24 protein-coding genes are annotated in these 23,952 nt (G+C 74.0%); 7 read left to right on the top strand and 17 right to left on the bottom strand.

What is annotated here, in order from left to right:
* Positions 1–99: 99 nt before the first annotated feature.
* Positions 100–1,221 (bottom strand): MBL fold metallo-hydrolase, encoded by a 1,122-nt coding sequence (locus AB0J46_RS29650; RefSeq protein ID WP_364337478.1) that lies wholly within the window; start codon positions 1,219–1,221, stop codon positions 100–102.
* 87 nt (positions 1,222–1,308) lie between these two features.
* Positions 1,309–2,097, bottom strand: coding sequence for an SDR family NAD(P)-dependent oxidoreductase (locus tag AB0J46_RS29645; RefSeq protein WP_364337477.1), 789 nt, complete (start codon positions 2,095–2,097; stop codon positions 1,309–1,311).
* A 105-nt stretch (positions 2,098–2,202) separates the two neighbouring features.
* Between AB0J46_RS29645 and AB0J46_RS29640 the strand changes: the two genes are divergently transcribed.
* Complete coding sequence (locus AB0J46_RS29640; protein ID WP_364337475.1) at positions 2,203–2,859, top strand: helix-turn-helix domain-containing protein; 657 nt, start codon at positions 2,203–2,205, stop codon at positions 2,857–2,859.
* A 33-nt stretch (positions 2,860–2,892) separates the two neighbouring features.
* On the opposite strand, the gene AB0J46_RS29635 is transcribed toward AB0J46_RS29640, so the two are convergent.
* The 4 genes from AB0J46_RS29635 to AB0J46_RS29620 all read right to left on the bottom strand — a co-directional run bounded on the left by AB0J46_RS29635 (position 2,893) and on the right by AB0J46_RS29620 (position 6,933).
* The gene (locus tag AB0J46_RS29635) at positions 2,893–3,621 is read right to left on the bottom strand and encodes a DUF3152 domain-containing protein (protein WP_364337473.1); all 729 of its coding nucleotides are present in this window, start codon (positions 3,619–3,621) and stop codon (positions 2,893–2,895) included.
* A gap of 425 nt (positions 3,622–4,046) precedes the next feature.
* Entirely contained in the window at positions 4,047–5,459 is a 1,413-nt protein-coding gene (locus AB0J46_RS29630; RefSeq protein ID WP_364337471.1) for an FAD-dependent oxidoreductase, read from the bottom strand.
* Positions 5,460–5,609: 150 nt separating this feature from the next.
* Positions 5,610–6,038 (bottom strand): type II toxin-antitoxin system PemK/MazF family toxin, encoded by a 429-nt coding sequence (locus tag AB0J46_RS29625; protein WP_364337470.1) that lies wholly within the window; start codon positions 6,036–6,038, stop codon positions 5,610–5,612.
* On the bottom strand, positions 6,031–6,933 hold the full coding sequence (locus AB0J46_RS29620) for a helix-turn-helix domain-containing protein (protein ID WP_364337468.1): 903 nt from the start codon (positions 6,931–6,933) through the stop codon (positions 6,031–6,033). Before AB0J46_RS29620 ends, AB0J46_RS29625 begins: the two co-directional genes overlap by 8 nt.
* Before the next feature lie 665 nt (positions 6,934–7,598).
* Between AB0J46_RS29620 and AB0J46_RS29615 the strand changes: the two genes are divergently transcribed.
* Positions 7,599–7,949, top strand: coding sequence for a VOC family protein (locus tag AB0J46_RS29615; RefSeq protein ID WP_364337466.1), 351 nt, complete (start codon positions 7,599–7,601; stop codon positions 7,947–7,949).
* A 26-nt stretch (positions 7,950–7,975) separates the two neighbouring features.
* Here AB0J46_RS29615 and AB0J46_RS29610 read toward each other — a convergent pair whose 3' ends face one another.
* The gene (locus tag AB0J46_RS29610; protein WP_364337464.1) at positions 7,976–9,052 is read right to left on the bottom strand and encodes an epoxide hydrolase family protein; all 1,077 of its coding nucleotides are present in this window, start codon (positions 9,050–9,052) and stop codon (positions 7,976–7,978) included.
* A gap of 50 nt (positions 9,053–9,102) precedes the next feature.
* Between AB0J46_RS29610 and AB0J46_RS29605 the strand changes: the two genes are divergently transcribed.
* Positions 9,103–10,047: a YafY family protein gene (locus AB0J46_RS29605; protein ID WP_364337462.1), complete on the top strand. Its 945-nt coding sequence runs from the start codon at positions 9,103–9,105 to the stop codon at positions 10,045–10,047.
* A gap of 7 nt (positions 10,048–10,054) precedes the next feature.
* The gene (locus AB0J46_RS29600; RefSeq protein ID WP_364337460.1) at positions 10,055–10,828 is read left to right on the top strand and encodes a thioesterase family protein; all 774 of its coding nucleotides are present in this window, start codon (positions 10,055–10,057) and stop codon (positions 10,826–10,828) included.
* 24 nt (positions 10,829–10,852) lie between these two features.
* Here the strand turns inward: AB0J46_RS29600 and gndA are convergent, their stop codons facing one another.
* Positions 10,853–12,277, bottom strand: coding sequence for an NADP-dependent phosphogluconate dehydrogenase (gndA, locus tag AB0J46_RS29595; RefSeq protein WP_364337458.1), 1,425 nt, complete (start codon positions 12,275–12,277; stop codon positions 10,853–10,855).
* A 69-nt stretch (positions 12,278–12,346) separates the two neighbouring features.
* Positions 12,347–13,039: an HAD family hydrolase gene (locus tag AB0J46_RS29590; RefSeq protein ID WP_364337661.1), complete on the bottom strand. Its 693-nt coding sequence runs from the start codon at positions 13,037–13,039 to the stop codon at positions 12,347–12,349.
* 24 nt (positions 13,040–13,063) lie between these two features.
* Between AB0J46_RS29590 and AB0J46_RS29585 the strand changes: the two genes are divergently transcribed.
* Complete coding sequence (locus tag AB0J46_RS29585; protein WP_364337456.1) at positions 13,064–13,708, top strand: SDR family oxidoreductase; 645 nt, start codon at positions 13,064–13,066, stop codon at positions 13,706–13,708.
* Between the two features lie 81 nt (positions 13,709–13,789).
* Positions 13,790–16,294, top strand: a complete 2,505-nt coding sequence (locus AB0J46_RS29580) for an ATP-dependent Clp protease ATP-binding subunit (protein ID WP_364337455.1) — start codon at positions 13,790–13,792, stop codon at positions 16,292–16,294.
* 4 nt (positions 16,295–16,298) lie between these two features.
* Here the strand turns inward: AB0J46_RS29580 and ptsP are convergent, their stop codons facing one another.
* From ptsP to AB0J46_RS29540, 8 genes are read right to left on the bottom strand one after another with little or no spacing between them, the layout of a single operon-like run.
* Positions 16,299–17,900 (bottom strand): phosphoenolpyruvate--protein phosphotransferase, encoded by a 1,602-nt coding sequence (ptsP, locus tag AB0J46_RS29575; RefSeq protein ID WP_364337453.1) that lies wholly within the window; start codon positions 17,898–17,900, stop codon positions 16,299–16,301.
* Positions 17,893–18,237 carry an HPr family phosphocarrier protein gene (locus tag AB0J46_RS29570; RefSeq protein ID WP_364337451.1) on the bottom strand — a complete coding sequence of 115 codons (345 nt, stop codon included), beginning with the start codon at positions 18,235–18,237 and terminating at the stop codon, positions 17,893–17,895. Before AB0J46_RS29570 ends, ptsP begins: the two co-directional genes overlap by 8 nt.
* Before the next feature lie 12 nt (positions 18,238–18,249).
* Positions 18,250–19,254: a zinc-dependent dehydrogenase gene (locus tag AB0J46_RS29565; protein ID WP_364337449.1), complete on the bottom strand. Its 1,005-nt coding sequence runs from the start codon at positions 19,252–19,254 to the stop codon at positions 18,250–18,252.
* Positions 19,251–19,676, bottom strand: a complete 426-nt coding sequence (locus AB0J46_RS29560) for a PTS sugar transporter subunit IIA (protein ID WP_358011434.1) — start codon at positions 19,674–19,676, stop codon at positions 19,251–19,253. Before AB0J46_RS29560 ends, AB0J46_RS29565 begins: the two co-directional genes overlap by 4 nt.
* Positions 19,669–19,977 (bottom strand): PTS lactose transporter subunit IIB, encoded by a 309-nt coding sequence (locus tag AB0J46_RS29555; RefSeq protein WP_358286402.1) that lies wholly within the window; start codon positions 19,975–19,977, stop codon positions 19,669–19,671. Before AB0J46_RS29555 ends, AB0J46_RS29560 begins: the two co-directional genes overlap by 8 nt.
* 3 nt (positions 19,978–19,980) lie before the next feature.
* Positions 19,981–21,201, bottom strand: coding sequence for a mannitol-specific PTS transporter subunit IIC (gene mtlA / locus AB0J46_RS29550; protein ID WP_364337446.1), 1,221 nt, complete (start codon positions 21,199–21,201; stop codon positions 19,981–19,983).
* 32 nt (positions 21,202–21,233) lie between these two features.
* Positions 21,234–22,217 (bottom strand): 1-phosphofructokinase, encoded by a 984-nt coding sequence (pfkB, locus tag AB0J46_RS29545; RefSeq protein WP_364337444.1) that lies wholly within the window; start codon positions 22,215–22,217, stop codon positions 21,234–21,236.
* Entirely contained in the window at positions 22,214–22,975 is a 762-nt protein-coding gene (locus AB0J46_RS29540; protein WP_352350975.1) for a DeoR/GlpR family DNA-binding transcription regulator, read from the bottom strand. Before AB0J46_RS29540 ends, pfkB begins: the two co-directional genes overlap by 4 nt.
* A 108-nt stretch (positions 22,976–23,083) precedes the next feature.
* Between AB0J46_RS29540 and AB0J46_RS29535 the strand changes: the two genes are divergently transcribed.
* On the top strand, positions 23,084–23,938 hold the full coding sequence (locus tag AB0J46_RS29535) for a hypothetical protein (protein ID WP_364337660.1): 855 nt from the start codon (positions 23,084–23,086) through the stop codon (positions 23,936–23,938).
* Positions 23,939–23,952: the final 14 nt, after the last annotated feature.

Here is a 23,952-nt window from a genome sequence, read left to right as displayed (position 1 = left end):
GTCCACGGATGGGACGGCTGGCCCAGGGTCTCCCATCAGTCGTCCACGGATGGGACGGCTGGCCCAGGGTCTCCCACCAGCCGTCCACCGATGGGACGGCTATCCCAGGGTCTCCCACCAGCCGTCCACGGACGGGGCGGCGGTGACGTCGACGCCCTCGCCCGGCCGGGGCACCACGATCTCGACGTCGCGTGCCTTCGCCTCACGCCACAGGCGGTCCACCGGCTCGGCCCACGGGTGCAGTGCAAGCGTGAACGTCGCCCAGTGGACCGGCAGCAGCAGCTTGCCGCCGAGGTCGAGGTGGGCGTTGACGGCCTCCTCCGGGTTCATGTGGATGTCGGGCCAGGCCGGGCTGTAGGCGCCGATCGGCATCAACGTCAGGTCGAACGGCCCGTGCGCGGCCCCGATGCCCCGGTAGCCCTGGAAGTATCCCGAGTCGCCGGCGTAGAAGACCCGCTTGCTCGGACCGGCCACCACCCACGAGCCCCACAGGGTGTCGTTCCTGGTGAAGGCCCGCCCCGAGAAGTGCCGGGCGGCGGTGGCGACGAAGCGCAGGCCCGCCACCTCGGCTTCCTCGTCCCAGTCGAGCTCGATGATCCGGTACAGCGGCACGCCCCACCGCTCCAGGTGCGCCCCGATGCCCAGCGGGACCAGGAACGGCGCCTTCTGGGTGCGCGTGAGCGAGCGTACGGTGGCCATGTCAAGGTGGTCGTAGTGGTCGTGCGAGATCGCGATCGCGTCGACCTGCGGCAGGTCGCCGATGTCCACCGGCAGCGGGTGGTGCCGCTTGGGGCCGACGAGCTGGGACGGCGACACCCGGTTGCTCCACACCGGGTCGAACAGCACCCGCCTGCCCTCGATCTCCACCAGCGTGGAGGCGTGGCCGTACCAGACCGCGCGCAGGCCGTCGGCGGGCGGCGGGCCGGACGGCGGCAGGCGCAGCGGGATGGGACCGGCGGGATGCCGCTGCTCCTTGTTCCTGGCCAGCTCGGCCAGCAGGCCCACCGGGGGCGTGGTCATCAGGGCGGTCGGCTCGGACATGGGGTTGACGAACGTGTCGCCCCTGAACTGCGGCGAGCGCCGCATCCTGCTCACCCGGTCCGGCCCCGACGTCAAAGGCCGCACGCCCAGCTCGGCCGGTATCCCGCGCAACGCCCACCCGGCCGCGGCGGCGAGCGCGCCGCCCGCGAGGATCCGCCGTGCGGTCCGCATTCCTGCCATTGCCCACACTCCCCTGGAGATGATGTCCATCCCGCCCAACCGGGCGGGATTCCCCGGTGTTCCCGTTCTACGATATATCGCGATAGTTCATACCGTCTTGATCGCTCCGCCGTCGATGACGTAGTCGGCGCCGTTCACGCTCCCGGCGTGCGGCGAGGCCAGGTACGTCACCAAGGAGGCGACTTCTTCCGGTTCGACGAACCTACCGGTCGTCATCCCGGTGACCGACGGCAGCCCCGCGAGCAACTGCTCGTGCTCCATGCCGAGCGAGGCCGCCAGGGCGGCGCCGTACCCGTCGGGGGCCTCCCACATCGAGGTGCGCGAGGCGCCGGGGGAGATGGTGGCGACCCGCACGCCACGCGGGCCGAACTCCTCGGCCAAAGCCTTGCCGAACGCCGTCAGCGCGGCCTTGGCGGTGGTGTACACGACCGGCCCCATGTGTGGCACGCGGGCGCCGTTGGACGAGATGTTGATCACAGTGCCGCCCCGCCGCAACAGGCTGGGCATCGCGGCCCTGGTGGCCCGCACGGCGCTGAGGAAGTTCAGATCGTACGACTGGCGCCAGGCGTCGTCGTCGAAGCCAAGGAAGCCGTTGAGCTGCCCCTGGCCGCCGTCGCCGCCGCCCACGTTGTTGACCAGGAGGTCGATCTCGTCAAGCTCGGCCAGCGCGTGTTCGACCAGCTCGGCCGGGCCCGCCGCGGTGGACAGGTCGGCCGTCACGGTGATCGCGCCGGTGTGCTCCAGCTCGGGGGAGATCGTGCGGGCCGCGGCCACGACCCGCATGCCCTCGGCTGTCAGCGCCTCGACGATCGCCAGCCCCAGCCCCCTGCTCGCCCCGGTGACGACGGCGGTCTTGCCGGTGAGTCGCATGTCCATGTGAATCGCCCTTCTTGCGTCAGCGGTGATGCGATCACTCTAGAACTTGCAACAGTGATGACGCAACTTCGAATTGAAGAGGTACCGTCCTGTACCCTCTGAGGTGTGAGTGGGACGACACGGGCCCTGCGGTCCGACGCTGAGCGGACCGTCCGGACGATCCTGGAGGCGGCCGAACGGGTGCTCAGCAGGAATCCGGCGGCCAGCATGGAGCAGATCGCCGAGGCGGCCGGGGTGGCGCGCACGACCGTCCACCGGCGCTTCGCCTCCAGGGAGTCGCTGGTGGAGGCGATGACCGAGTGGGCCACCCGGCAGTTCGCCGCCGCCGTGGACGCCGCGCGTCCCGAGCAGGCGCCGCCGCTGGTCGCGCTCTACCAGGTGACGGCGAACGTGCTGCGGGTGAAGATCGACTGGGGGTTCGCGATGAGCCGCGGGCCGTCGGCGGGGGCCGAGGTGGCACGGGTGCACTCCGAGGTCGAGGCCAGGTGCGACCGGCTGTTCCAGCAGGCGCGGGCGGCCGGGGTGCTGCGGGAGGACGTGGAGCCGGATTGGGCCCGCCGGGTCTACTACGCCCTGATCCACGAGGCGGCGCAGAGCCGCGACGGCGAGCCGGAGGCGCTGGCGGGGCGGCTGGTGGACACCTTGCTGCGCGGCGTGGGCCCAGGCGCCGGACTTCCCTCCAGTCCGCTTGCCGCCCCGAGCCCTCCTGCCGCGCCCGCCCCCGCGAGTCCTCCTCCCGCCTCCGCGAGCCCTTCCGAGTAGGAGGTTCGCGGCTTCCGGGGGCCCGGCCATCCGTCAGGGGTTGCGGGCGAGGGCGTCGCGGCGCTCGTCCGGGCGGCGTTCCGGGTGGGGCCACGGGTTGGGACGGCAGCGGCCCAGCGACTTCGACTGCTGGACCATCACCGGAGCCGGCAGGCCGGGGCCGGGGCAGGCGCGGTGGCCGTGTCCCAGGCTGTGGCCGACCTCGTGGCTGATGAGGTAGTCGCGGTAGGCGGCCAGGTCGCCCTCGTACTGCGGGACGCCGTCGGCCCAGCGGAGCGCGTTGATGACCGAGCGCGTCCCGTTCCAGCACGACAACGTGCCGCCGGTGCGCAACGGCAGGCACTCGCGGACGGTCAGTCCCGGGCTGGACAGCGCCACCCGCACCCGTACCGGGCCGTGGTCGACGCGCTGGAAGCGGGCCCATCCGCGCGGGTCGTTGAGGGTGCGGTGCACGGCGGCCGCGAACACGGTCCCGTCGATCGGCAGGCCGCGTTCGACCTCCACCAGGTACCGCACCACCTCGCCCTCTCCGTCTCGGGCGGGCGCGCCGCCGGGCACCACGGCGTACGAGCCGGAGGCGGCGTAGGGGACCTTGATGTGCTCGGCGGGAAGGGGGATGGGCACGGGGATCGAGGGGCGCGGCGGAGGGGGGACGGCGGGAACGGCCCGTTCTGTGGGGCGCTCGGGCCCTTCCGGTCGTTCCGGGGCGGAGGCGCATCCGGCGGCCAGCAGCAGGACGATCAGCAGCGCGAACAGCGGCAACGCGGCCTCCCCACGAGATCACGGTGGGGAGAAATCCACCATATCCGCGCAGTGCCGTCTGGATCATGCCGGGGTCTGACTAACGCCTACTTACCGCTAAGACCCGCCATCCGGACGCGGCATGGCCTCCGCAGGCCGCCCTTGTTCTCGTCTGGCCCGATGTCTGGACGCGGCACGGCCCGCTCTCGTCCTGGTTTGGCCGGTCATCCGGACGCGGCACGGCTCCGCTCTCGTCGTGGGTCGGCCTGCCGTTCGGACGGGAGTGGCTCGTGCTGGGTCGGCCCGCTGTCTGGAGGCGGCAGGCCTGCGCCGGCCTGCCGTCCGGGTGCGGCGTCGTCCCGCTGGAACGCTCTTGGGCGGCGGCCGATGGACGCCTTACTTCCGCGCGGGACGTTCGCCCGGTTGGGCCCCGGCCCGGCCGGTGGTCAGGCGGTGCGGGGGGCGTAGGGGGTGAGGTCGATGGGGGGTTGTTCGTCGAGGGCCAGCTTGGCGACGAGTTCGCCGGTGAACGGGCCCGCCGTCAGCCCGTACGCGCTCAGCCCCGTCGCCACGACGACCCTCGGCGTGAGCCGCCCGATGAGCGCGGGGCCGGGGGCGTTGACCGGCCGCAGGCCGACCCTCGTCTCGGACACCGTCGCCCCGAACAGGCCGGGCGCCACCCGCAACCCCGCTGCGATCACCTCTTCGAGGCCGCCCATCGTTACCCGGGGCGCGAACCCGACGTCCTCCACGGTCGCGCCGATCACCACCCGCGAGCCGGGGAACCCCAGCAGGTACGGTCCGCTCCTGGGCAGCACGATGGGCCAGAAGGCGGTGTCCACGCCGTCGAGCGTGGCGTGCAGGATCTGCCCGCGCCGGGGGAACACCGGCAGTTCCACCCCGAGCGGACGGCACACCTCGCCCGTCCACGCCCCGGCCGTCACGATCACGACGTCCGCCTCCAGCGGGACGCCCTCGCCGGCGGGCACGCGTTCGGCCGCGGAAAGGGCGACGGGTTCGGCCGGTGGGACCGGGACGATCGGCTCCACCACGGGCGGGACGGGCTCGGAGGCCGGGGCGGGGCCTCCGGGGGACCCGTCCGGAGGGCCGCCGAAGGGGGCGTCGCCCGCAGCGCCGACCGGTCCCTCGGCGGACGCCTCAAGAGGGCTCTCGGTCAGGTCGCCGGTGGCGGACGGGTAGTCCGGCGCGAGCGGAGCGGCCTGGCGCCAGGAGGTGGTCCGGCCGCTCACCGCGCCGGCCCCCGGCCCCGGCTGGGCCCACTGCGGCCCGTTCCCCGCCGGGATGTCCTCGTCGGCGGCGTGCAGGCGCACCTGCCCGTCGGAGGTGAGGACGGCGCTGCCGTGCAGCACCTCGGCGCCCCGGGCGACGGCGGCACGCAGCAGCGCGTCGCGTACGGCGCTGCCGTCCACCCGGGCGGCGCCCGGCACGAGGAGCGCGCTGAGGTCGTCGGACAGCGGCGGGAACAGGTCGGACGGCGTCAGCACGTCGGTGACCTCGCCCATCTCGGGCGCGTCGGCGTAGCGGCGGCGCAGCAGGGCCCGCACCGGTTCGAGATCGACCGGGTCCTCGGCCACCAGCAGGGCCCCGACCTTGGCATAGCCGATGTCCTCGCCCAGGGCCTCGACCAGCCTCGGGTAGTGGCGGGCACCCTCGCTGGTCAGCCAGTACCAGGAGTCGTCCTCCGGATGGTCCACCCAGGGGCACACGATGCCCGCGCCCGCCTGGGTCGCCTGGCCCTGGGAGCCGCGGTCCACCACGGTCACGGCCACGCCGCGGCCGCTCAGGTAGTAGGCCGCGCTCGCCCCGACGATCCCGCTGCCGATCACCACAACACGCATGCACCCATGATCGCAGGCACGGGCGATCTCGGACGATGACCGGATCGTGCGCTTACCATCCGGATACTCCCTCACGCCCATCCCCGGGGGCTACAGGACTGCCCACCGCTGCGGGAGCGGACCGGTGCGGGGAGGATCGAGCCGTACGTGTCAGGCCACGCCCCACCCGTGTGTCTGCATGAGGACGGAGGCCACCCGGGCGAACCGGTCGCCGTCGAGCACCGCGCCCTCGCGGCGGATGTCGCCCTCGTCCAGCACGAAGACCCGGTCGAGCCGCAGGTACGACACCCGTCCGTCGCGGCCCCACGCGCCGACCTCCAGCCAGTCGGAGCCGTCGTCGCCCTTGCTCGACAACATCATGCCGAGAAGCCTGCGCCCGGTACGGCCCACGACCAGCAACGGCCGGTCCTTGCCCCGCGACGGATCCTCCTCGTACGGCACCCACGCCCACACGATCTCCCCCGGATCGGCCAGGCCGTCGAGGTCGGGGGAGTAGGCCAGAGTGACGGGAGCGTTGAGCGAGTGGACCTCGCGTACGACGCCCCGGGCGGGCCGGGGGTCCTCACCTGCATCATGCATTGGGGGAGCTTACGGCGGCAGGCGACCCGAAATCCACCCGCCCGAGGGGCGCGGGGGAGGCCAGCAGGCGGCGCAGGACCGTCGGGGTGTGGCCGACGTGGCGGCGGATCGTACGGGTCAGGTGGGCCTGGTCGGCGAACCCGAGGTCGGCGGCGAGCGCGGCCAGGCCGGTCTCGCCGCTCTCCAGCCGGTCGAGCGCCCGGCTCACGCGCACCCGGTTGCGGTAGTGGGTCAGCGAGACGCCCAGCTCGCGGGTGAAGGCCCGGCTGAGCCGGTAGGGGGAGACGGCCAGCAACTCCGCCAGCGGCAACAGCCCGGCGGCCGCCGGATGGTCGGCCGAGATCGCCTCGCGGGCGGCGTCGGCGATGGCCGCGGTGGAGCGGGCGGGGGACGGGGCTGGCCGGCGCGTCGCGGCCGCCCCGTCTGCGGCGGCCGGGGTGGCGGGCCCGGCCAGTTGGGTGAGGGTGGCGCCGGTCAGCGACAGCAGGGATTCGACCAGGGCGAAGTCGGGGTCTCCCGCGCGGGCGGTGGCCAGCAGGCGGCGGTGCGCGAGCTCGAGGCGGGCGTCGACGTAGACCGTGGAGCGGGCGAGGCGGGTGGCGTCGCCCGCGAGCGTGCGCCAGAGGGCGGGGGACAGGGACAGCGAGGTGCAGACGTCGCCGCCCGCCGGGTGGGCGAAGCGTTCCTCCTCGCCGGGGGAGCCGAGGTAGGCCATCGTCGGGTCGACGGCGGCCTGGCGGCCGTCGGCCATGCGGCGGAACGCGCCGCGGTGGACCAGCACCATGCGGTGGGCCCGGCTCACATCGGGACGGGACCAGCCGCGGTGGTCGTCGACGCAGGTCACCAGGTCGAGGGTGAAGCCCTTCCCACGGGCCAGCGGCTTGGAGGATCGCACCCGCCGAACGCTACGCCCCACCACCGACAATCTCCCCGCCAGGGCGCGGGACCTTCGGCACCCCCTTCGGCCCCCAGGGGGTACAGCGTCGGCGGAGGGGGGCAGGGGCGGTGAGGTGCGCGGCGGAGGCGTGGCGGTGTGCAGCGGGCGTAGGGCAGGGGCGCCGCGAGGAGTGGGCCGTAGTCGATGGGGCCGTGGGGCGGGAGTGCCGGTGGGGCGGGCGGCGGGCGTAAGGCGGTGGTGCCTGGCGAGGGTTGCGGGGGCCGTGCGGCCAGGGTCGTGCGGCGGGAGCGGTGGCGAGGAGTCGGGGGCGTATGCGACGAGGCCGTGGGACGGGAGTGCCGGTGGGGTGCGTGGCGGGCGTAAGGCGGTGGTGCCCGGCGAGGGTTGCGGACGGCGTGCGGCGGTGGGGTGGAGGTGTGCAGGAGCGGCGTGGGTGGGGGTGTGCGGCGGGGGGCAACCCGTGTGAGGTGGAGGCGTGTGGCTGCGGGGTGGTGGCCAGGCCGGGCGGCGGAGGCGTGTGGCGGCGGGGTGAGGTGTGCGGTGGTGTGTGGCGGAGGGCCGTGTGGGGTGGCGGCGGGGTGCCGCTGAGAGGGCGGTGGTGGGGGCGGGTGGGGTGCAAGGATGTTCAAGACCTCCGGGGGGTCACCGGCAAGGGTGGGGGCATGACAACAGTGATTTCCTCCATAGTTTTCGACTGCGCCGACCCCGTCGCCTTGGCGGGCTTCTATGCCAAGGCGACCGGGTGGCAGGTCGGCGACTCCGACCCCGACTACGCCACCGTCACCGGCGGTCCCGTGCCGCTGGCCTTTCAGCGGATCGACGGCTACCAGGGGCCGGGCTGGCCCAACGACGGCAAGCACGTGCACCTCGACCTCACCGTCCCCGACGTCGAGGAGGCCAGGCGGGCGCTGGTCGCCCTGGGCGCCACCCTGCCCGGCCACCAGCCGGGCGGCGACGACTGGACGGTGCTGCTCGACCCCGAGGGCCACCCGTTCTGCGTGATGCCCGGCTAGAGCTCGGCCAAGAACGAAGTGCCTGGCTAGAGCTCGGCGAAGAACGAGCTGACGTCCTCGGCCAGCAGGTCGGGGGCCTGCAGGGCGGCGTAGTGGCCGCCGCGCGCCGGCTCCGACCAGCGCACCACGTTGTGGGAGCGCTCGGCGTAGCGGCGGACCGTGCTGTCGCCGGGGAAGACGGCCACGGCCGTCGGCGTCCTGCCGGGCTCGGCGGGCGGCGCCCAGTCGCCGCCGCTCTCCCGGTACAGGCGCGCGGAGGAGCCGGCGGTGCCGGTCAGCCAGGTGATGGTGACGTTGGTCAGGACGTCGTCGGGGGCGACCCCGCCGGCGTCCTGGCCCCAGCTCGCGAACGCGTCCAGGTGCCAGGCGAGCTGGCCGGCCGGCGAGTCGGCCAGGGCGTAGGCGAGGGTCTGCGGCCTGGTGCCCTGGACGGCGGCGTACCCGGAGAACTCGCGGTGCCAGCGCTCGATCCGCCGCGCGCGCTCGGTCTCGGCCTCGGTCAGCCCGGACAGGTCGTCGGAGACGAACGCCGTCAGCGCGTTCAGATGCACGCCCGCCACCCGCTCGGGCGCCATCCGGGCCAGGGCGGGCGAGACGAGCGAGCCGAAGTCGCCGCCCTGGAGGCCGTACCGGTCGTAGCCGAGGCGGTCCATGAGCTCGATCCAGGCGGCGGCGACCCGGCGCACGCCCCAGCCGGTCTCGGTGGTGGGGCCGGAGAAGGCGAACCCGGGCACGGACGGGATGACGAGGTGGAAGTCACGGCTGAGCGCCTCGGCCACGCGGGAGAAGTCGGCGAACGTGCTCGGCCAGCCGTGCGTCAGCAGCAGCGGCAGCGCGCCGGGACGCGGCGAGCGCACGTGGGCGAAGTGCACGCGCTGGCCGTCGATCTCGGTCGTGTACTGCGGCAGTTCGTTGAGCCGCGCCTCGTGCGCCCGCCAGTCGTAGCCGTCCAGCCAGTACGCGGCCAGCTCGCGCACGGCCTCGGGCGGCACGCCGTAGGACCAGCCGACCCCCTCCAGGGCGTCCGGCCAGCGCGTACGGTCCAGCCGCGCCCGCAGGTCGTCGATCGCGGACTGCGGGATGTCGATGACAAATCGGTTCATGCCGCCCACGCTAGGCAGCATTGCGGCCAGGATCAGGCCACAATGGTCCCGTGCTCGACACCTCGGCGCGGCTCCTGCGCCTGCTCTCCCTCCTGCAGACCCGGCGCGAGTGGCCCGGCGCGGAGCTGTCGCAGCGGCTCGGCGTGGCCCCGCGCACGCTGCGCCGCGACATCGACCGGCTGCGCAGCCTCGGCTACCCGGTCGGCTCCACCCCGGGAGTGGCCGGCGGTTACCGGCTCGGCCCAGGCGCGGAGCTGCCGCCGCTGCTGCTCGATGACGAGGAGGCCGTGGCCGTCGCGGTCGGCCTGCGCACGGCCGCCGGCGGCACGGTGACCGGCATCGAGGAGACCTCGCTGCGCGCCCTGGCCAAGCTCGAACAGGTGCTGCCCGCCCGCCTGCGGCAGCGCGTCAACGCCCTGCAGACGCACACCGTGCGCGTCGGCGGGCAGGGCCCGACGGTCGACCCCGAGCTGCTGACCCGCATCACCGCCGCCTGCCGCGACCGCGAGCAGCTGCGCTTCGACTACACCGACCACGAGGGCGCCGCCACGCTGCGGCGGGCCGAGCCGCACAGCCTGGTCAGCAAGGGCAGCCGCTGGTACCTGGTCGGCTGGGACGTCGACCGCCACGACTGGCGCACGTACCGGGCCGACCGGATCGAGGTGCGCACGCCCAACGGCCCGCGCTTCGCCCCGCGCGAGCCGCCGGAGGCCGACGTCGCCGCGTGGGTGCGGCACCGGCTCGGCCACCAGATGTGGCCGATCCAGGCCCGCTTCCTGATCCACGCCCCGGCCGGACGGCTGGCCGGCCGCATCGGCGGCGAGGTCGAGCCGGTGGACGAGACCACCTGCCTGCTCACCATGCGCGGCGACGACCTGCACCTGATGGCCGTGGCCGTGGCCTTCCTCGACCTCGACTTCGAGGTGCTCGAACCGGCCGAGCTGAAGGAACGTCTGCACGCCCTGGGACGGCGGCTGCTCTCGTCCAGAATATGATTCGGTGATGGCCACGTCAGCGTTCTTCACGCGCAAGGAGGGCGAGTTCGTGCCCGCCCCGCACGCGCGCAGCCCCTGGTCCCCCGACATGCTCCACGGCCGGCTGCTCGGCGGCCTGGCGGCGAGCGCCCTGGAGGAGCGGCACGGCGAGCCCGGCCTGCACTTCGCCAGGCTCACCGTCGACCTGTTCCGCAACAGCCCCATGCTGCCGGTCACGGTGGAGACCACCCTGGTCAGGGACGGACGGCGGATCCGGGTCGCCGACGCCGTGCTCTCCACCGGACAGGGCGTGATCGGCCGGGCCTCGGCCGTGCTGCTCCGGCAGGGCGAGCAGCCCGGCGGCCGGCTGCCGCACACGCCCGCCTGGGACGAGCCGCCGCCCGCCGGCGACCCGGCCGAGGGGCAGGGCTGGAAGCCGCCGTTCGACCTGTGGCAGCTGACCGAGTGGGGGCAGGGCGGGCGCGACCGGGTGTGGCTGCGGGAGACCCACCCGCTGGTGGACGACGAGCCGCTGACGCCGCTCACCCGCGCCGCCCTGGCCGCCGACTTCGCCAGCCCGCTGGCCAACGTCGGCTCGGCGGGCGTCAGCTTCATCAACGCCGACTACACGCTGACGCTCGCCCGGCTGCCCGAGGGCGAGCTGATCGGCGTCGAGGCCACCGGCCACCTCAGCGCCGGCGGCGTCGCGACCGGCCAGGTCACCCTGCACGACACGGCCGGGCCGATCGGGTTCTGCGTGGTCACGGCGGTGGCCAACCCGGTCGCCCTGACCGGCGGCTGACCGTCCGCCGAGCCCCGGGGGCGGTCAGGCGGGGTGCTCGTCGCGGTCGCCCGACCAGTCGGTGTGGAAGGCGCCCTCCCGGTCCACCCGGTGGTAGGTGTGCGCGCCGAAGTAGTCGCGCAGCCCCTGCACCAGCGCGGCCGGCAGGCGGTCGCGGCGCAGCCCGTCGTAGTAGGCCAGCGCGGAGGAGAAGCCCGGCGTCGGCACGCCGATCCGCACGGCCGTGGTCACCACGCGCCGCCACGCGTCCTGCGCGGCGTTCAGCGCGGCGGCGAAGGTAGGGTCGGCCAGCAGCGTCGGAAGCTGCCGGTCGGCGTCGTAGGCGGCGCGGATGCGGTCGAGGAACTTGGCCCTGATGATGCAGCCGCCGCGCCAGATGGTGGCCATGGCGCCCGGGTCGACGTCCCAGCCGTACTCCTTGGAGGCGGCGGCGATCTGGTCGAAGCCCTGCGCGTAGGCGACGATCTTGGACGCGTACAGGGCCTGGCGCACGTCCTCGATCAGCTCGCGGCCGCCGACGCCGGACAGCTGCGGGCCCTCCAGCGACGCGGCGGCGGCGCGCTGCTCCGGGTGGCCCGACAACGCGCGGGCGAAGACCGCCTCGGCGATGCCGGTCACCGGCACGCCCAGGTCGAGCGCGCTCTGCACGGTCCAGCGGCCGGTGCCCTTCTGCTCGGCCTGGTCCACCACGACGTCCACGAACGGCTTGCCCGTGGCCGCGTCGACCTGCTCCAGCACCTCGGCGGTGATCTCGATCAGGTACGAGTCCAGGTCGCCCCGGTTCCACTCCCTGAACACCTCGGCCAGCTCGGCCGGCGTCGCCCCCAGGGCCTGGCGCAGCAGGTCGTAGGACTCGGCGATGAGCTGCATGTCCGAGTACTCGATGCCGTTGTGCACCATCTTCACGAAGTGCCCGGCGCCGTCGGGACCGACGTGCACCGCGCACGGCACCCCGTCCACCTTGGCGGAGATGTCCTGCAGGATCGGGCCCAGCGCCTCCCACGACTCCTTCGAGCCGCCCGGCATGATGCTCGGGCCGAGCAGCGCGCCCTCCTCACCGCCGGAGATGCCGGTGCCGACGAAATGGATGCCGCGCTCGCGCAGCGCCGCCTCACGCCGCCGGGTGTCCTGGAAATGCGCGTTGCCACCGTCGACGATCATGTCGCCCGGCTCCATCAGCTCGGCGAGCTGGTCGATCACCGCGTCGGTGCCGGGACCCGCCTTCACCATGATGATCGCCCGGCGCGGCCGCTTCAGCGACGCCACGAAGGCGGCCAGCTCCTCGGCCGGCACGAACGTGCCCTCCCCGCCGAACTCCCTGACCAGCTGCTGGGTGCGGGCCGTCGTGCGGTTGTGCACGGCGACGGCGTACCCGTGCCTGGCCAGGTTCCTGGCCAGGTTGCGCCCCATGGTGGCCAGGCCGGTGACGCCGATGTCTGCCAAGTCCATCTTCAATGCTCCTCTGTGGGGGATACGCACGATCAAGCTGGGAGGTTCGGCGAGATATTCCCCCCTCGCTCAGGACGGGGAGCGCACGCCGAGCTCGTCCAACCTGTCGAGCATGTCCGCCGGATCGGCGTACACGCGGAAGGCCCCGGCACGTTCGAGCTCGTCCCTGCCATATCCACCGGACAGCAGCCCGATGCCGAGCGCGCCCGCCCGGCGGGCGGCCAGCAGATCCCAGACGCTGTCGCCCACCACCATCGCATGCAGCGGGTCCACCTGGACGAGCGCCGCACCGGCCAGGAACAGATCCGGGTCCGGCTTGGCCCGCCGCACCTGGTCGCGGGTGACCATCGGGGTGTCCTCCGGCAGGCCCAGCATGCCCAGCGCGAGCCGGGCCGTACGGGCGTAGCCGCTGGTCGCGATGGCCCACGGCACACCGCGCGCGGTCAGCTCGCCGAGCAGCTCGGCCGCCCCGGGCAGCGGCTTGACCGAGTCCACCTGCTGCTCGTACGCCTCGGCGTGGTGCACCTGGAGCTGGTCGATCTGCTCCTGGGTCAGCTTCAGGCCGGTCTCGCGCAGCAGCGCGCTGACGAACAGGCCGCCGCTCATGCCGATGCGCCGGTGGATGCGCCACACCGACAGGTCGATCCCCATCCCGGACAGCGCCTGCCGCCAGGCGACGACGTGCTGGTAGACGCTGTCGATCAGGGTGCCGTCCAGGTCGAACAGGAACGCGGGCGTGGGGGCCTGCGGGAAGTCGTTCATGACGTCCATGACACCATGGGAGGCATGCGGATCATCATCGCGGGTGGGCACGGCAAGATCGCGCTGCGGCTGGCCGAGCGGCTCAGGTCCGGCGCGGTCGGCCTGGTGCGCAACCCCGCGCACGTGGCCGACGTCGAGGCCACCGGGGCCGAGGCCGTGCTGTGCGACCTGGAGCAGGCCACCGCCGACGAGGTGGCGGAGATCCTGCGCGACGCCGACGCCGTGATCTTCGCGGCCGGCGCCGGCCCGGGCAGCGGCGCGGCCCGCAAGGACACCGTCGACCGGGCCGCGTCCGTCCTGATGGCCGACGCCGCCGAGCGGGCGGGCGTGCGGCGGTTCATCCAGATCTCCTCCATGGGCGCGGGCCGCCCGCCCGCGCCGGGCAGCGACGCGGTCTGGGCCGCCTACATCGAGGCCAAGACCGCCGCCGAGGACGACCTGCGCGCCCGCGACGGCCTGGCCTGGACGATCCTGCGCCCCGGCCGCCTGACCGACGAGCCCGGCACGGGCCTGGTCCGGCTGGCCCCCGAGGTGCCGCCCGGCTCGGTGCCGCGCGACGACGTGGCCGCCGTCGTCATGGCGCTGCTGGAGAACCCGGGCACCGCGCATCGCACGCTGGAGCTCGTCTCGGGCGACACCCCCGTGATCGACCTCATAGCCACCGAGTAATACGTCCCCTTTGCCGATTGCTGGCTATGACCTGCGGGTTCTTCGGCTAGATGTCCCCCTGATGCACTAGGGGGAGATCAAATGTCCGACATGCCGTTCAGGTCGTTCTTCGGGGGAGATCCGTTCAGGGGGTTCGAGGAGCTCACCGGGCGGGTGTTCGGCGGGATGGAAGGCTGGCCGCCGTCGCGTCCCAGCGTGCAGCGGGTCGACGTGGGCAAGCTGCTCAGCGCCTCGGCCAGGGAGGTCCTCAGCCGGGCCCTGGAGGTCGCCGGGCAGCGCGGCGCCCAGGACATGGACGTCCTGGACGTCCTCGACGCGCTGACCGAGTCCGACGCCACCCGCCCGCTGATGCAGGCGGCGGGCGTCGACCTCGGCAGGCTGCGCGACCGCATCGACGCCCTGGCCGGACCCGGCACCGGCGCCGAGCCGCCCACCACGCTCACCCCGGCGGCCAAACGCGCCATCCTGGACGCCCAGCGCATCTCCCGCGCCCTCCAGTCCTCCTACATCGGCCCCGAGCACCTGCTGCTCGCCGTGGCCGCCAACCCCGACTCCGGCGCCGCCCGCCTGCTCCAGGAGCACGGCGTCTCGGCCAACGAGCTGCAGCAGGCCATCATGTCCGGCGCGTCCCGCCAGCAGCACGGCGACGGGCGGCAGCCCACCGGCACCCCCGCGCTCGACGAGTACGGCCGCGACCTGACCGAGGAGGCCAGGCAGGGCAGGATCGACCCGGTCGTCGGCCGCGAGGACGAGATCGAGCAGGCCATCGAGGTGCTCTCGCGGCGCACCAAGAACAACCCGTGCCTGATCGGCGAGCCCGGCGTCGGCAAGACCGCCATCGTCGAGGGCATCGCCCAGCGCATCGTCAACGGCAGCGTGCCCGACACGCTCAAGGACCGCCGCGTCGTCGCGCTCGACCTGACCGGCATGGTCGCCGGGTCGAAGTACCGGGGCGAGTTCGAGGAGCGCATCAAGAAGGTCATCGACGAGGTGCGCGCGCACGCCGACGAGACCATCGTCTTCATCGACGAGGTGCACACCCTGGTCGGCGCCGGCTCGGCCGAGGGCGGCATGGACGCGGCCAACATCCTCAAGCCCGCCCTGGCCCGCGGCGAGCTGCACGTCATCGCCGCCACCACCATCGACGAGTACCGCAAGAACATCGAGAAGGACGCCGCGCTCGAACGCCGCTTCCAGCCCATCCTGGTCAGCGAGCCCACCGTCGAGCAGACGGTCGAGATCCTGGCCGGGCTGCGCGACGCCTACGAGGCCCACCACCAGGTCCGCATCACCGACGAGGCCCTGGACGCCGCCGCCAACCTCTCGGCCCGCTACATCTCCGACCGTTTCCTGCCCGACAAGGCCATCGACCTGATGGACCAGGCCTCGGCCCGGGTCCGGCTGCGCTCGCGCACCCCCGCCAGCGACGTGCGCGAGCTGGAGGAACGCCTGGAGTCGCTGCGCCGCGACAAGGACCAGGCGGTCACCTCCGACGACTTCGACCGGGCCAAGGAGCTCACCGTCCAGATCGACAAGCTCCGTCCCGAGCTGGACCGCGCCCGGCAGGGCCACGACACCGTCCCGCAGGTCATGGTGGAGGACATCGCCGAGGTCGTCTCCCGGCGTACCGGCATTCCGGTCACCCAGCTCACCGAGCAGGAGCGCGAGCGGCTGATGCGGCTGGAGGAGCACCTGCACGAGCGGGTCATCGGCCAGGACGAGGCCGTGACGGCCATCGCCGAGGCGGTACGCAGGGCCAGGGCGGGACTGTCGGACCCCAACCGGCCCATCGGCAGCTTCCTGTTCCTCGGCCCGACCGGCGTCGGCAAGACCGAGCTGGCCAGGGCGCTGGCCGCCGCGCTGTTCGGCGGCGAGGACCACATGGTGCGCATCGACATGAGCGAGTTCCAGGAGCGGCACACCGTCTCCCGCCTGATCGGCGCGCCCCCCGGGTACGTCGGCTACGAGGAGGCCGGCCAGCTCACCGAGGCCGTCCGCCGCCGCCCGCACGGCGTCGTCCTGCTCGACGAGATCGAGAAGGCCCACCCCGACGTCATGAACATCCTGCTCCAGATGCTCGACGACGGCCGCCTGACCGACGGCCAGGGCCGCACGGTCGACTTCACCAACACCATCGTCATCATGACCAGCAACATCGGCGCCCAGCTCATCCTGGACGCCGAGGGCGACACCCCGCGCCTGCAGGACGAGCTCATGGACCTGCTGCGCCACTCCCTGCGCCCCGAGCTGCTCAACCGCATCGACGAGGTGATCGTCTTCAAGCGGCTGGAACGCGAGCAGCTGCGCCAGATCGTGGACCTGCTGCTGGAGCGAACCCGGCAGCGGCTGCGCGGCCAGGACGTCACCCTGGAGGTCACCGACGAGGCCAAGGACTGGCTGGCCCGGCGCGGCTACCAGCCCGAGTTCGGCGCCCGCCCGCTGCGCCGGACCGTGCAGCGGGAACTGGACAACCGCCTGTCCACGATGCTGCTGACCGGCGAGGTGGGCGAGGGCGGCAAGGTCACCGTGGACGTCGAGGACGACCGGCTCCGGCTCAGGGCCCACAACCCCGAGCCGGTCGGCTGACCGGTCAGCGCCACGGCAGGCGGGCGCGCTCCCGGCACTCCTCCAGGGTGAGGGCCGCCAGCGCCTCGCGGACGACGGGCACGCACACCGGGGCCATCGACAGGCTGGACACCCCGAGCCCCACCAGCAGCGGCGCGACCGCCGGGTCGCCGGCGGCCTCGCCGCACACCCCGACCGGCTTGCCCGCCCGCAGCCCGGCCTCGGCGCACATGCCGACCAGCCGCAGCAGGGCGGGCTGGGCCGGGTCGAGCAGGTCGGACAGGCCGGGATGCTGCCGGTCGGCGGCGAAGGTGTACTGGGCCAGGTCGTTGGTGCCGACGCTGAGGAAGTCCACCTCGGCCAGCAGCTCGTCGGCCTGGAGGGCGGCGGCGGGCACCTCGACCATCACGCCCGCGCGGGCCAGGCCGTGGGCGCGGACGCGGCGGGCGAAGTCGGCGGCCTCGCGCGCGGTGGTCACCATCGGGGCCATCACCCGCACGTCGGCGCCCGTGGCGCGGGCGGCCTCGGCGATGGCGTCGAGCTGGGCGTCCAGGACGCCGGGCAGCACCCGGTCGACGCGCAGGCCGCGCACGCCCAGCGCCGGGTTGGGCTCGGCCGGCAGGCCGAGGAAGGGCAGCGGCTTGTCGGTGCCGGCGTCGAGCGTGCGCACGGTCACCGGCCCGCCCGTGGCGAACACCTCCGCGAACACCTCCGCGTACGCGGCGACCTGCTCCTGGTGGGACGGCGGCCGCCTGCGGTCGAGGAACAGGAACTCGGTGCGGAACAGGCCCACGCCCTCCGCCCCCGGCCGCAGGTCCGCGGCCGAGCCGATGTTGTGCAGCAGCCTCACCGGGTGGCCGTCGGCCGTCCTGCCGGGCCCGGTGCTGGCCGCCAGCCGCTCGCGGTCGCGCCGGTCGGACTCCCGTACGCGGTCGGCCTCCTCGCCGGTGAGGCCGACCGTGACCTCGCCGGTGACGCCGTCCACGCCGACCACCGTCCCGTCGGGGACGTCCGTGACGCCCGCGCAGGCCACCACGGCGGGCAGGCCGCGGCCGCGGGCCAGGATCGCGGTGTGGCTGGTGGGCCCGCCGCGCTCGGTGACCAGCGCCAGCACCCGCGGGCCCAGGCCGACGGTGTCGGCGGGCGACAGGTCCGCGGCCACCAGCACGAACGGATGGCCGGGGTCGGGCACGCCCGGCATGGGCAGGCCCAGGGCGGCGGCCACCGCGCGGGACCTGAGGTCGTCGAGGTCGGCGGCCCGTTCGGCGAGGTAGCCGCCGAGTGCGGCCAGGGCCTTCTGGTGCGCGGAGAAGGCGGCGTCCAGGGCGTGGGGGGCGTCCAGGCCGTCGTCGCGCACGTGGGCCTCGGCCTGCTCGCGCAGCTCCGGGTCGGCGGCCATCATGGCCAGCGCCTCCAGGATCTCGGCCCCTTCGGCGCCGGCGTGGGCGGCGCGGCGTTCGAGGTCGGCGGCGAGGGCGTCGAGGGCCTTCGCGGCGGCGGCCGTCTCGGCGCCGGGGTCGGTGACCCGGCGGGGGGCGGGCAGCACGGGCGGGGCCGCCATCCGCACCACGGGCCCGGCGGTGCGGCCCTGGCTGACCCCCACCCCCTTCAGCGTCGCCTCAGCCATCGAGCGCCTCACCGGCCCCGGTCGCCGCCCCGGTCGCAGCTTCAGCCGCCGCTACAGCGGCGCCGGGCGCGGGGACGGCGTCGAGGTCGCGGGACAGCAGGGCGGCCAGCGCGTCGAGCGCCTCCTCGGCCCCCGTGCCCTCGGCCTCCAGCGTCACCACCGTGCCCTGCACCGCGCCCAGCGACAACACCCCCAGCATGCTGCCGGCCGGCACCGACTTCTCGCCGAGCCGCACCCGCACCGGCACCCCGAGCCGGGCCGCCTCCCGCACGAACACCTTCGCCGGACGCGCGTGCAGGCCGCCGGCGCAGGCCACGGCCACCGTTCGACTCGCCATCGCCAACCTCCTTCAGGGTTCTATCGTCACCTTGATCGCCTTGCCCGTGCTGACGAGGTCGATCCCGTCGAGCACCCGGGGCAGCGGCAGCCGGTGGGTGATCAGGTCGGACACCACGACGGCGCCCTCGGCCACCAGGCGCAGGGCCTCGGCGTTGTGCGCGGGGCTGGAGCCGTTCGCGCCCACGATGGTCAGCTCCCGGTAGTGGACCAGGTTGGCGTCGAGCGCGATGACCGGGTCGTCCTTCGGCAGCCCGCCGAAGAAGCTCACGCGCCCCTGCCGGGCGGCCATCCGGACCGCCTGCTCCTGGGCCGCGCCGGAGGCCGCCGCGGTGATCACGACGTCGGCGCCGCGGCCGCCGGTCAGCTTGAGCACCTGCCCGACGGCGTCGGAGTCGATCACCGCGTCGGGACGCACCAGCTCGGCCGCCATCGCCAGCCGGTCGGCGTTGACGTCCACCAGGAAGACCCGGGACGCGCCGCGCGCCCGCGCCAGCCGTACGTGCAGGCAGCCGATCGGGCCCGCGCCCATCACCACGACGTCGTCGCCCGGGCCCACCCCGGCCAGTGACTGGCCGTTGAGCACGCAGGCCAGCGGCTCGGCCACCGACGCCTCGGCGAACCCGACGCCGTCCGGAACCTGGTTGACGCCGTTCACCGCCAGCACCTTGGCCGGGACGACCACGTACTCGGCGAAGCCGCCGTCGTAGTGGTAGCCCATCGACTCCTGGCGCGGGCAGACGGTCACGCGGCCCCGGCGGCACTCCGCGCACGTCCCGCACGGGATGGCGGCGATCACCTGCACCCGCGCCCCGGTGCCCACGACCTCGCCGGCGATCTCGTGGCCCATCACGCGCGGCGGCCTGATGTGGTGGTGGCCGTACCGGAAGATCTTGGCGTCGGTGCCGCAGGTCGAGCAGTTGCGCACCCGGATCTTCAGCTCGCCCGGCCCGGCCTGCGGCTCCGGTGCGTCCTCGATCCTGATGTCGCCCGGGGCGTGGAACCTGGCTACCTTCACGTCAGCTCCTTCAGCACCTGGCCCGGCTCCGTCGCCTCGCGCAACGCCCTGGCCCGGTCGGGGTCGAGCAGGATCTCGGCCAGCGCCGCCAGCAGCGGCACGTGCCCGTCGCCGGCGGCGGCGATGCCCACGCACAACGTGACGCGCTCGCCGTCCCAGTCGATCCCGCCGGGGAAGCGCACGACGCAGATCGCGTCGCGCGTGACGTCCCGCTTGGAGGCGGCCGTGCCGTGCGGGACGGCCACCCCCTCGCCGACGTAGGTGGAGATCGTGCGCTCGCGTTCCAGCATCGCCTCGACGTACGGCTCCGCGACCGCCCCCACCTCCACCAGGACCCGCCCGCACCGGCGGACGGCCTCCTCCCGCGAGGCCGCGCTCTCGTGCAGCAGGATCGCCCGCGCGTCGAGCAGGTCCTCACGCATCGACGGCGCCGCCGTTCCTGATGGTGTTCACCAGCGCGGTCACCGCCGGGTCGCCGAGGAAGACCTGGAAGGACACCAGAGCCTTGCCCGGGGCGGCGGCCCTGGCCCGGGCGGCCAGCCCGGAGTGGCACACGACGACGTCGGCGTCGGCGGGGATGGAGTTGACCGGGGTGTGCTCGACGGTGACGCCGCTCTCCTTGAGCTGCTTGCGGAGCTGGGAGGCGAGCATGACGCTGCTGCCCATGCCCGCGTCGCAGGCCACGACGATCTTGTGGATGTCCTTGCTGTCGATGCCGGCCACGGCTCACGCCTCCTTGCTGACGGGTTCGGTCCTGACGGGTCGGGTGCTCGCGGGCTCGGTGCTCATGGGTTCGGTGCTCATGGGTTCGGGGCTCGTGGGCTCGGTGCCGGCGGGGTCGGGCGCCGGCGGGTCCGCTACGGCGTCCTGCGGGCCGGGGACGTCCGGCGCCGGGTCCTTCTCGCCCCGGCCGAAGCCCAGCAGCACGGCGGCGACGGCGAACGACACGGCCGTGGCCACCGCGATCCCGGCGATCGAGCCGAGCCAGCCGCCGCGCGGCGTCACCGCGAGGTAGGCGAAGATGCTGCCGGGGGAGGGCGTGGCGACCAGCCCCGCGCCGGTGATCATGAAGGTGAACACGCCGGCCGCGCCGCCCGCGATGACGGCCAGGATGAGCCGCGGCTTCATCAGCACGTACGGGAAGTAGATCTCGTGGATGCCGCCGAAGAAGTGGATGATCATCGCGGCGGGCGTGCTCGGCCGCAGCGGACGCGGCCCGAACAGCAGGTACGCCACCAGCAGCCCGAGCCCAGGGCCGGGGTTCGACTCCAGCATGAACAGGATCGACTTGCCCTGCCGCACCGCCTCGGCCACCCCCAGTGGCCCCAGCACGCCGTGGTTGACCGCGTTGTTCAGGAACAGCACCTTGGCCGGCTCGATCAGCACCGAGGCCACCGGCAGCAGGTTGTTGGTGATCAGCCACTCGACCGCCTGGCCCGCCGCGTCGGTGACCACCCGGACGACCGGCCCGATGCCCAGCACCCCGGCCACGGCCATCGCGGCGCCCACGATGCCGGCGGTGAAGTTGTCCACCAGCATCTCGAACCCGGCCCGGGTCCGCTGCTCAGTGAACTTGTCAACATATTTCAGGATCACGGCGGCGAGCGGGCCGACGATCATCGCGCCCAGGAACATCGGGATGTCCGAGCCCACGACCACGCCCATCGCCGCCACCGCGCCGACGACCGCGCCGCGCTGCCCGTGGACCATGCGGCCGCCGGTGTAGGCGATGAGGATCGGCAGCAGGGCCTTGATGACCGGGTCGACCAGCGCGGCGAGCTCCTTGTCCGGCAGCCAGCCGGTGGGGATGAACAGCGCGGTGATCAGGCCCCAGGCGATGAACGCGCCGATGTTCGGCATGATCATTCCGGCCAGATGGCCGCCTAGACGCTGGATGGTGGCCTTGACTCCGGTGCCGTAGACCAGAGGGGTGTAACTGTCGGCCATGGACGTGCTCCTTCGGGGGGATGAGCAGTGGATCAGCCGTGCGGTGAGGGGGCGACCGGCTCCGGGACGGGCGGCGCGTGCGGGACGGTGAGCGGGCGGGCCGGGTCGGGGGCTCCCGTGCGCACCCCTGCGCGGTCGATGTCGGCGGGGCCGGGCATCCTGCTGCCGGGCAGCCGGACCGCCGCCGCGCCCCAGGCCAGCGCCTCGGCCAGGGCGGGGACACCATGCCCGCCCGCGGCCAGGAACCCGGCCAGCATGGCGTCGCCGGCGCCGACGGAGCTGCGCGGCCCGGTGACCGCGGCCTCGCCGTACCAGACGCCGTCGTCCTGCACGAGGACGGCGCCGTCGGCCCCGAGGCTGGCCAGCACCGTGCGGGCGCCCGCGGCGCGCAGCCCGGCCGCCGCCTCGACGACGTCGCCGACCCGGCACAACGGCCGGCCGGTCACCGCGGCCAGCTCGTCGAGGTTGGGCTTGACCAGCGCCGGACCGGCCTCCAGCGCACGGGCGAGAGCCGGGCCGCTGGTGTCCACGGCGACGCGCAGGCCCGCGGCGGCGAAGCGGCGGCACAGCCGGGCGTAGACGTCGGCGGGCACCCCGGGCGGCAGGCTGCCCGAGGCCACCACCCAGTCCGCCTCCCGCGCCGCGGCCAGCACGGTCTCGGCGATCGTGTCCAGCTCGGCCGCCGACAACGCGGGCCCCGGCTCGTTGATCTTGGTCACGGTGCCGTCGGGCTCGGCGAGCGTGACGTTGGACCGGGTCGTGCCCGCCACGGGGACGGTGACCATGTCCAGGCCCTCGGCGGCCAGCAGGCGGACGAGCTGCGCGCCCTCGTCCCCGGCGAAGGGCAGCACGGCGCGGGCGGCGACGCCGTTGGCCAGCAGCGCCCGCGAGACGTTGACGCCCTTGCCGCCCGGGTCGAGCCGGGCCCGCGCGGCCCGGATCACCGCGCCCCTGGCCAGGGCGGCGATCTCGATCGTGCGGTCGAGGCTCGGGTTGAGCGTCAACGTGAGGATCACGCGCGGATCACCTCCGGCCCGGCCGCGGCGACGTCGGCGGCCAGCGCCGGGTCGATCCCGGCGTCGGTGATCACCACGTCGATCTCGCCCAGCTCGGCGAACGTGGCCAGGTAGGTGTTGCCGAACTTGGTGTGGTCGGCCAGCAGCACGCTGCGCTGCGCGGCCCGGACCATGGCCCGCTTGATCGCCGCCTCGGCCGGGTCGGGCGTGGTCAGGCCCCGGGCGGGCGAGCAGCCGTTGGCGCCCATGAACGCGACGTCGACGTTGAGGTGGGCCAGCGGGCGCAGGGCCCAGTCGTCGACCGTGGCCAGCGTCTTGCCGCGCAGCCGCCCGCCCAGCACGATCACCTGGAGGTTGGCCCGCGAGGCCAGGACGGTGGCCAGCGGCGGCGAGTTGACGATCACGGTGAGCTCGCGGTCGGCGGGCAGCGCCTGGACCAGGCGGCCGGTGGTGGTGCCGGCGTCGATGATGACCGAGCCGTCCTCGGGCAGCTCGGCCAGGGCCGCCTTGGCGATGCGCTCCTTCTCCGCGGTCATCACCTCGTCGCGGGCGGCCAGCGCGGGCTCGAACCCCAGGCGTTCCACGGGGATCGCGCCGCCGTGCACCCGGCGCAGCACGCCCGCCCGCTCCAGCGCGGTCAGGTCGCGGCGGATCGTCTCGGTGGTCACGTCGAGCTCGGCGGCCAGCCGCACCACGTCGACGCGGCCCGCGTCCCGCGCTCTGCGGAGGATCTCCTGCTGCCGCTCCTCGGCGTACATGATGTTGGTTCACCGCCGTTTCTGGTTGGTTTCTCCTGTGTTTATACCCGCTTTCGTTGGACGGTCAAGGGCTGGACGACACAATCTGGTAGTTATAGGCGGGTGCGAATGAAGCCCCTGGCCGCCGCGGCGGCGGTCGTCCCCGTCGTCGCCCTGGCCACGCCCGCCCACGCCGCCGTCGCCCGCCCGATCCAGGTGCCCCCGGGCACCACGGCGGCCTGGGTGGTGTTCGACAGGAAGGCGGGCAAGATCGTCGCCGTCCGGAACGCCCACCGCAAGTTCCGCTCGGCCTCGGTCGTCAAGATCCTCATCGCGATCGACTACCTGGAGCGGCGCAAGAGCGTGCCCCCGGCCGACGCCCGGCTGCTGAAGATCATGCTGCGCTCCAGCGACGACGACGCCGCCTCGGCGTTCTGGGACCGCGACGGCAAGGGGCAGATCATCGTCCGGACCGCCCGCCGGCTCGGCCTGTCCGACACCACCCCGCCGCCCGCGTCCAAGCCCGGCTTCTGGGGCTACACCTCGCTCAGCGCGTACGACGTCGTCCGCACCTACCGCTACCTGCTCGACACCGCCGACGCCCGGGTGCGCGACCTCATCCTCGGCCACCTGCGCGCCTCCACGCCGTGCGGCACCGACGGCTTCGACCAGACCTTCGGCATCCCGCGCGCGGTGCCGAGGCCGTGGGCGGTCAAGCAGGGCTGGTCGGGGTTCGGCGCGACGCCGCCCGGCAAGTGCGACCCCAAGGCCCTGGCCGCGCCCGTCTCGTGGATCGCGCAGCGCGCGACCGGCTCGGGCGTGCCCGACTACGGCCGGCCCGTGCTGCACACGACGGGCCTGGCCGGCGTCGGCGACCGCCTGGTCATGGCGGTGCTCACCGCCCACCCGGCGGGCAGCGCGTGGAGCGGCTCGGTCAAACGCGTCACCGACCTGACCGCGGCCCTCTATCGCTCGGTGTCGTAGCCGCGGCGGAACGG

This window comes from Nonomuraea sp. NPDC049758, from assembly GCF_040674635.1.
Taxonomy (GTDB): Bacteria; Actinomycetota; Actinomycetes; order Streptosporangiales; family Streptosporangiaceae; genus Nonomuraea.
The sequence above is the reverse complement of the archived record's forward strand: the minus strand, read 5'-3'. Positions and strand labels throughout refer to the sequence as shown.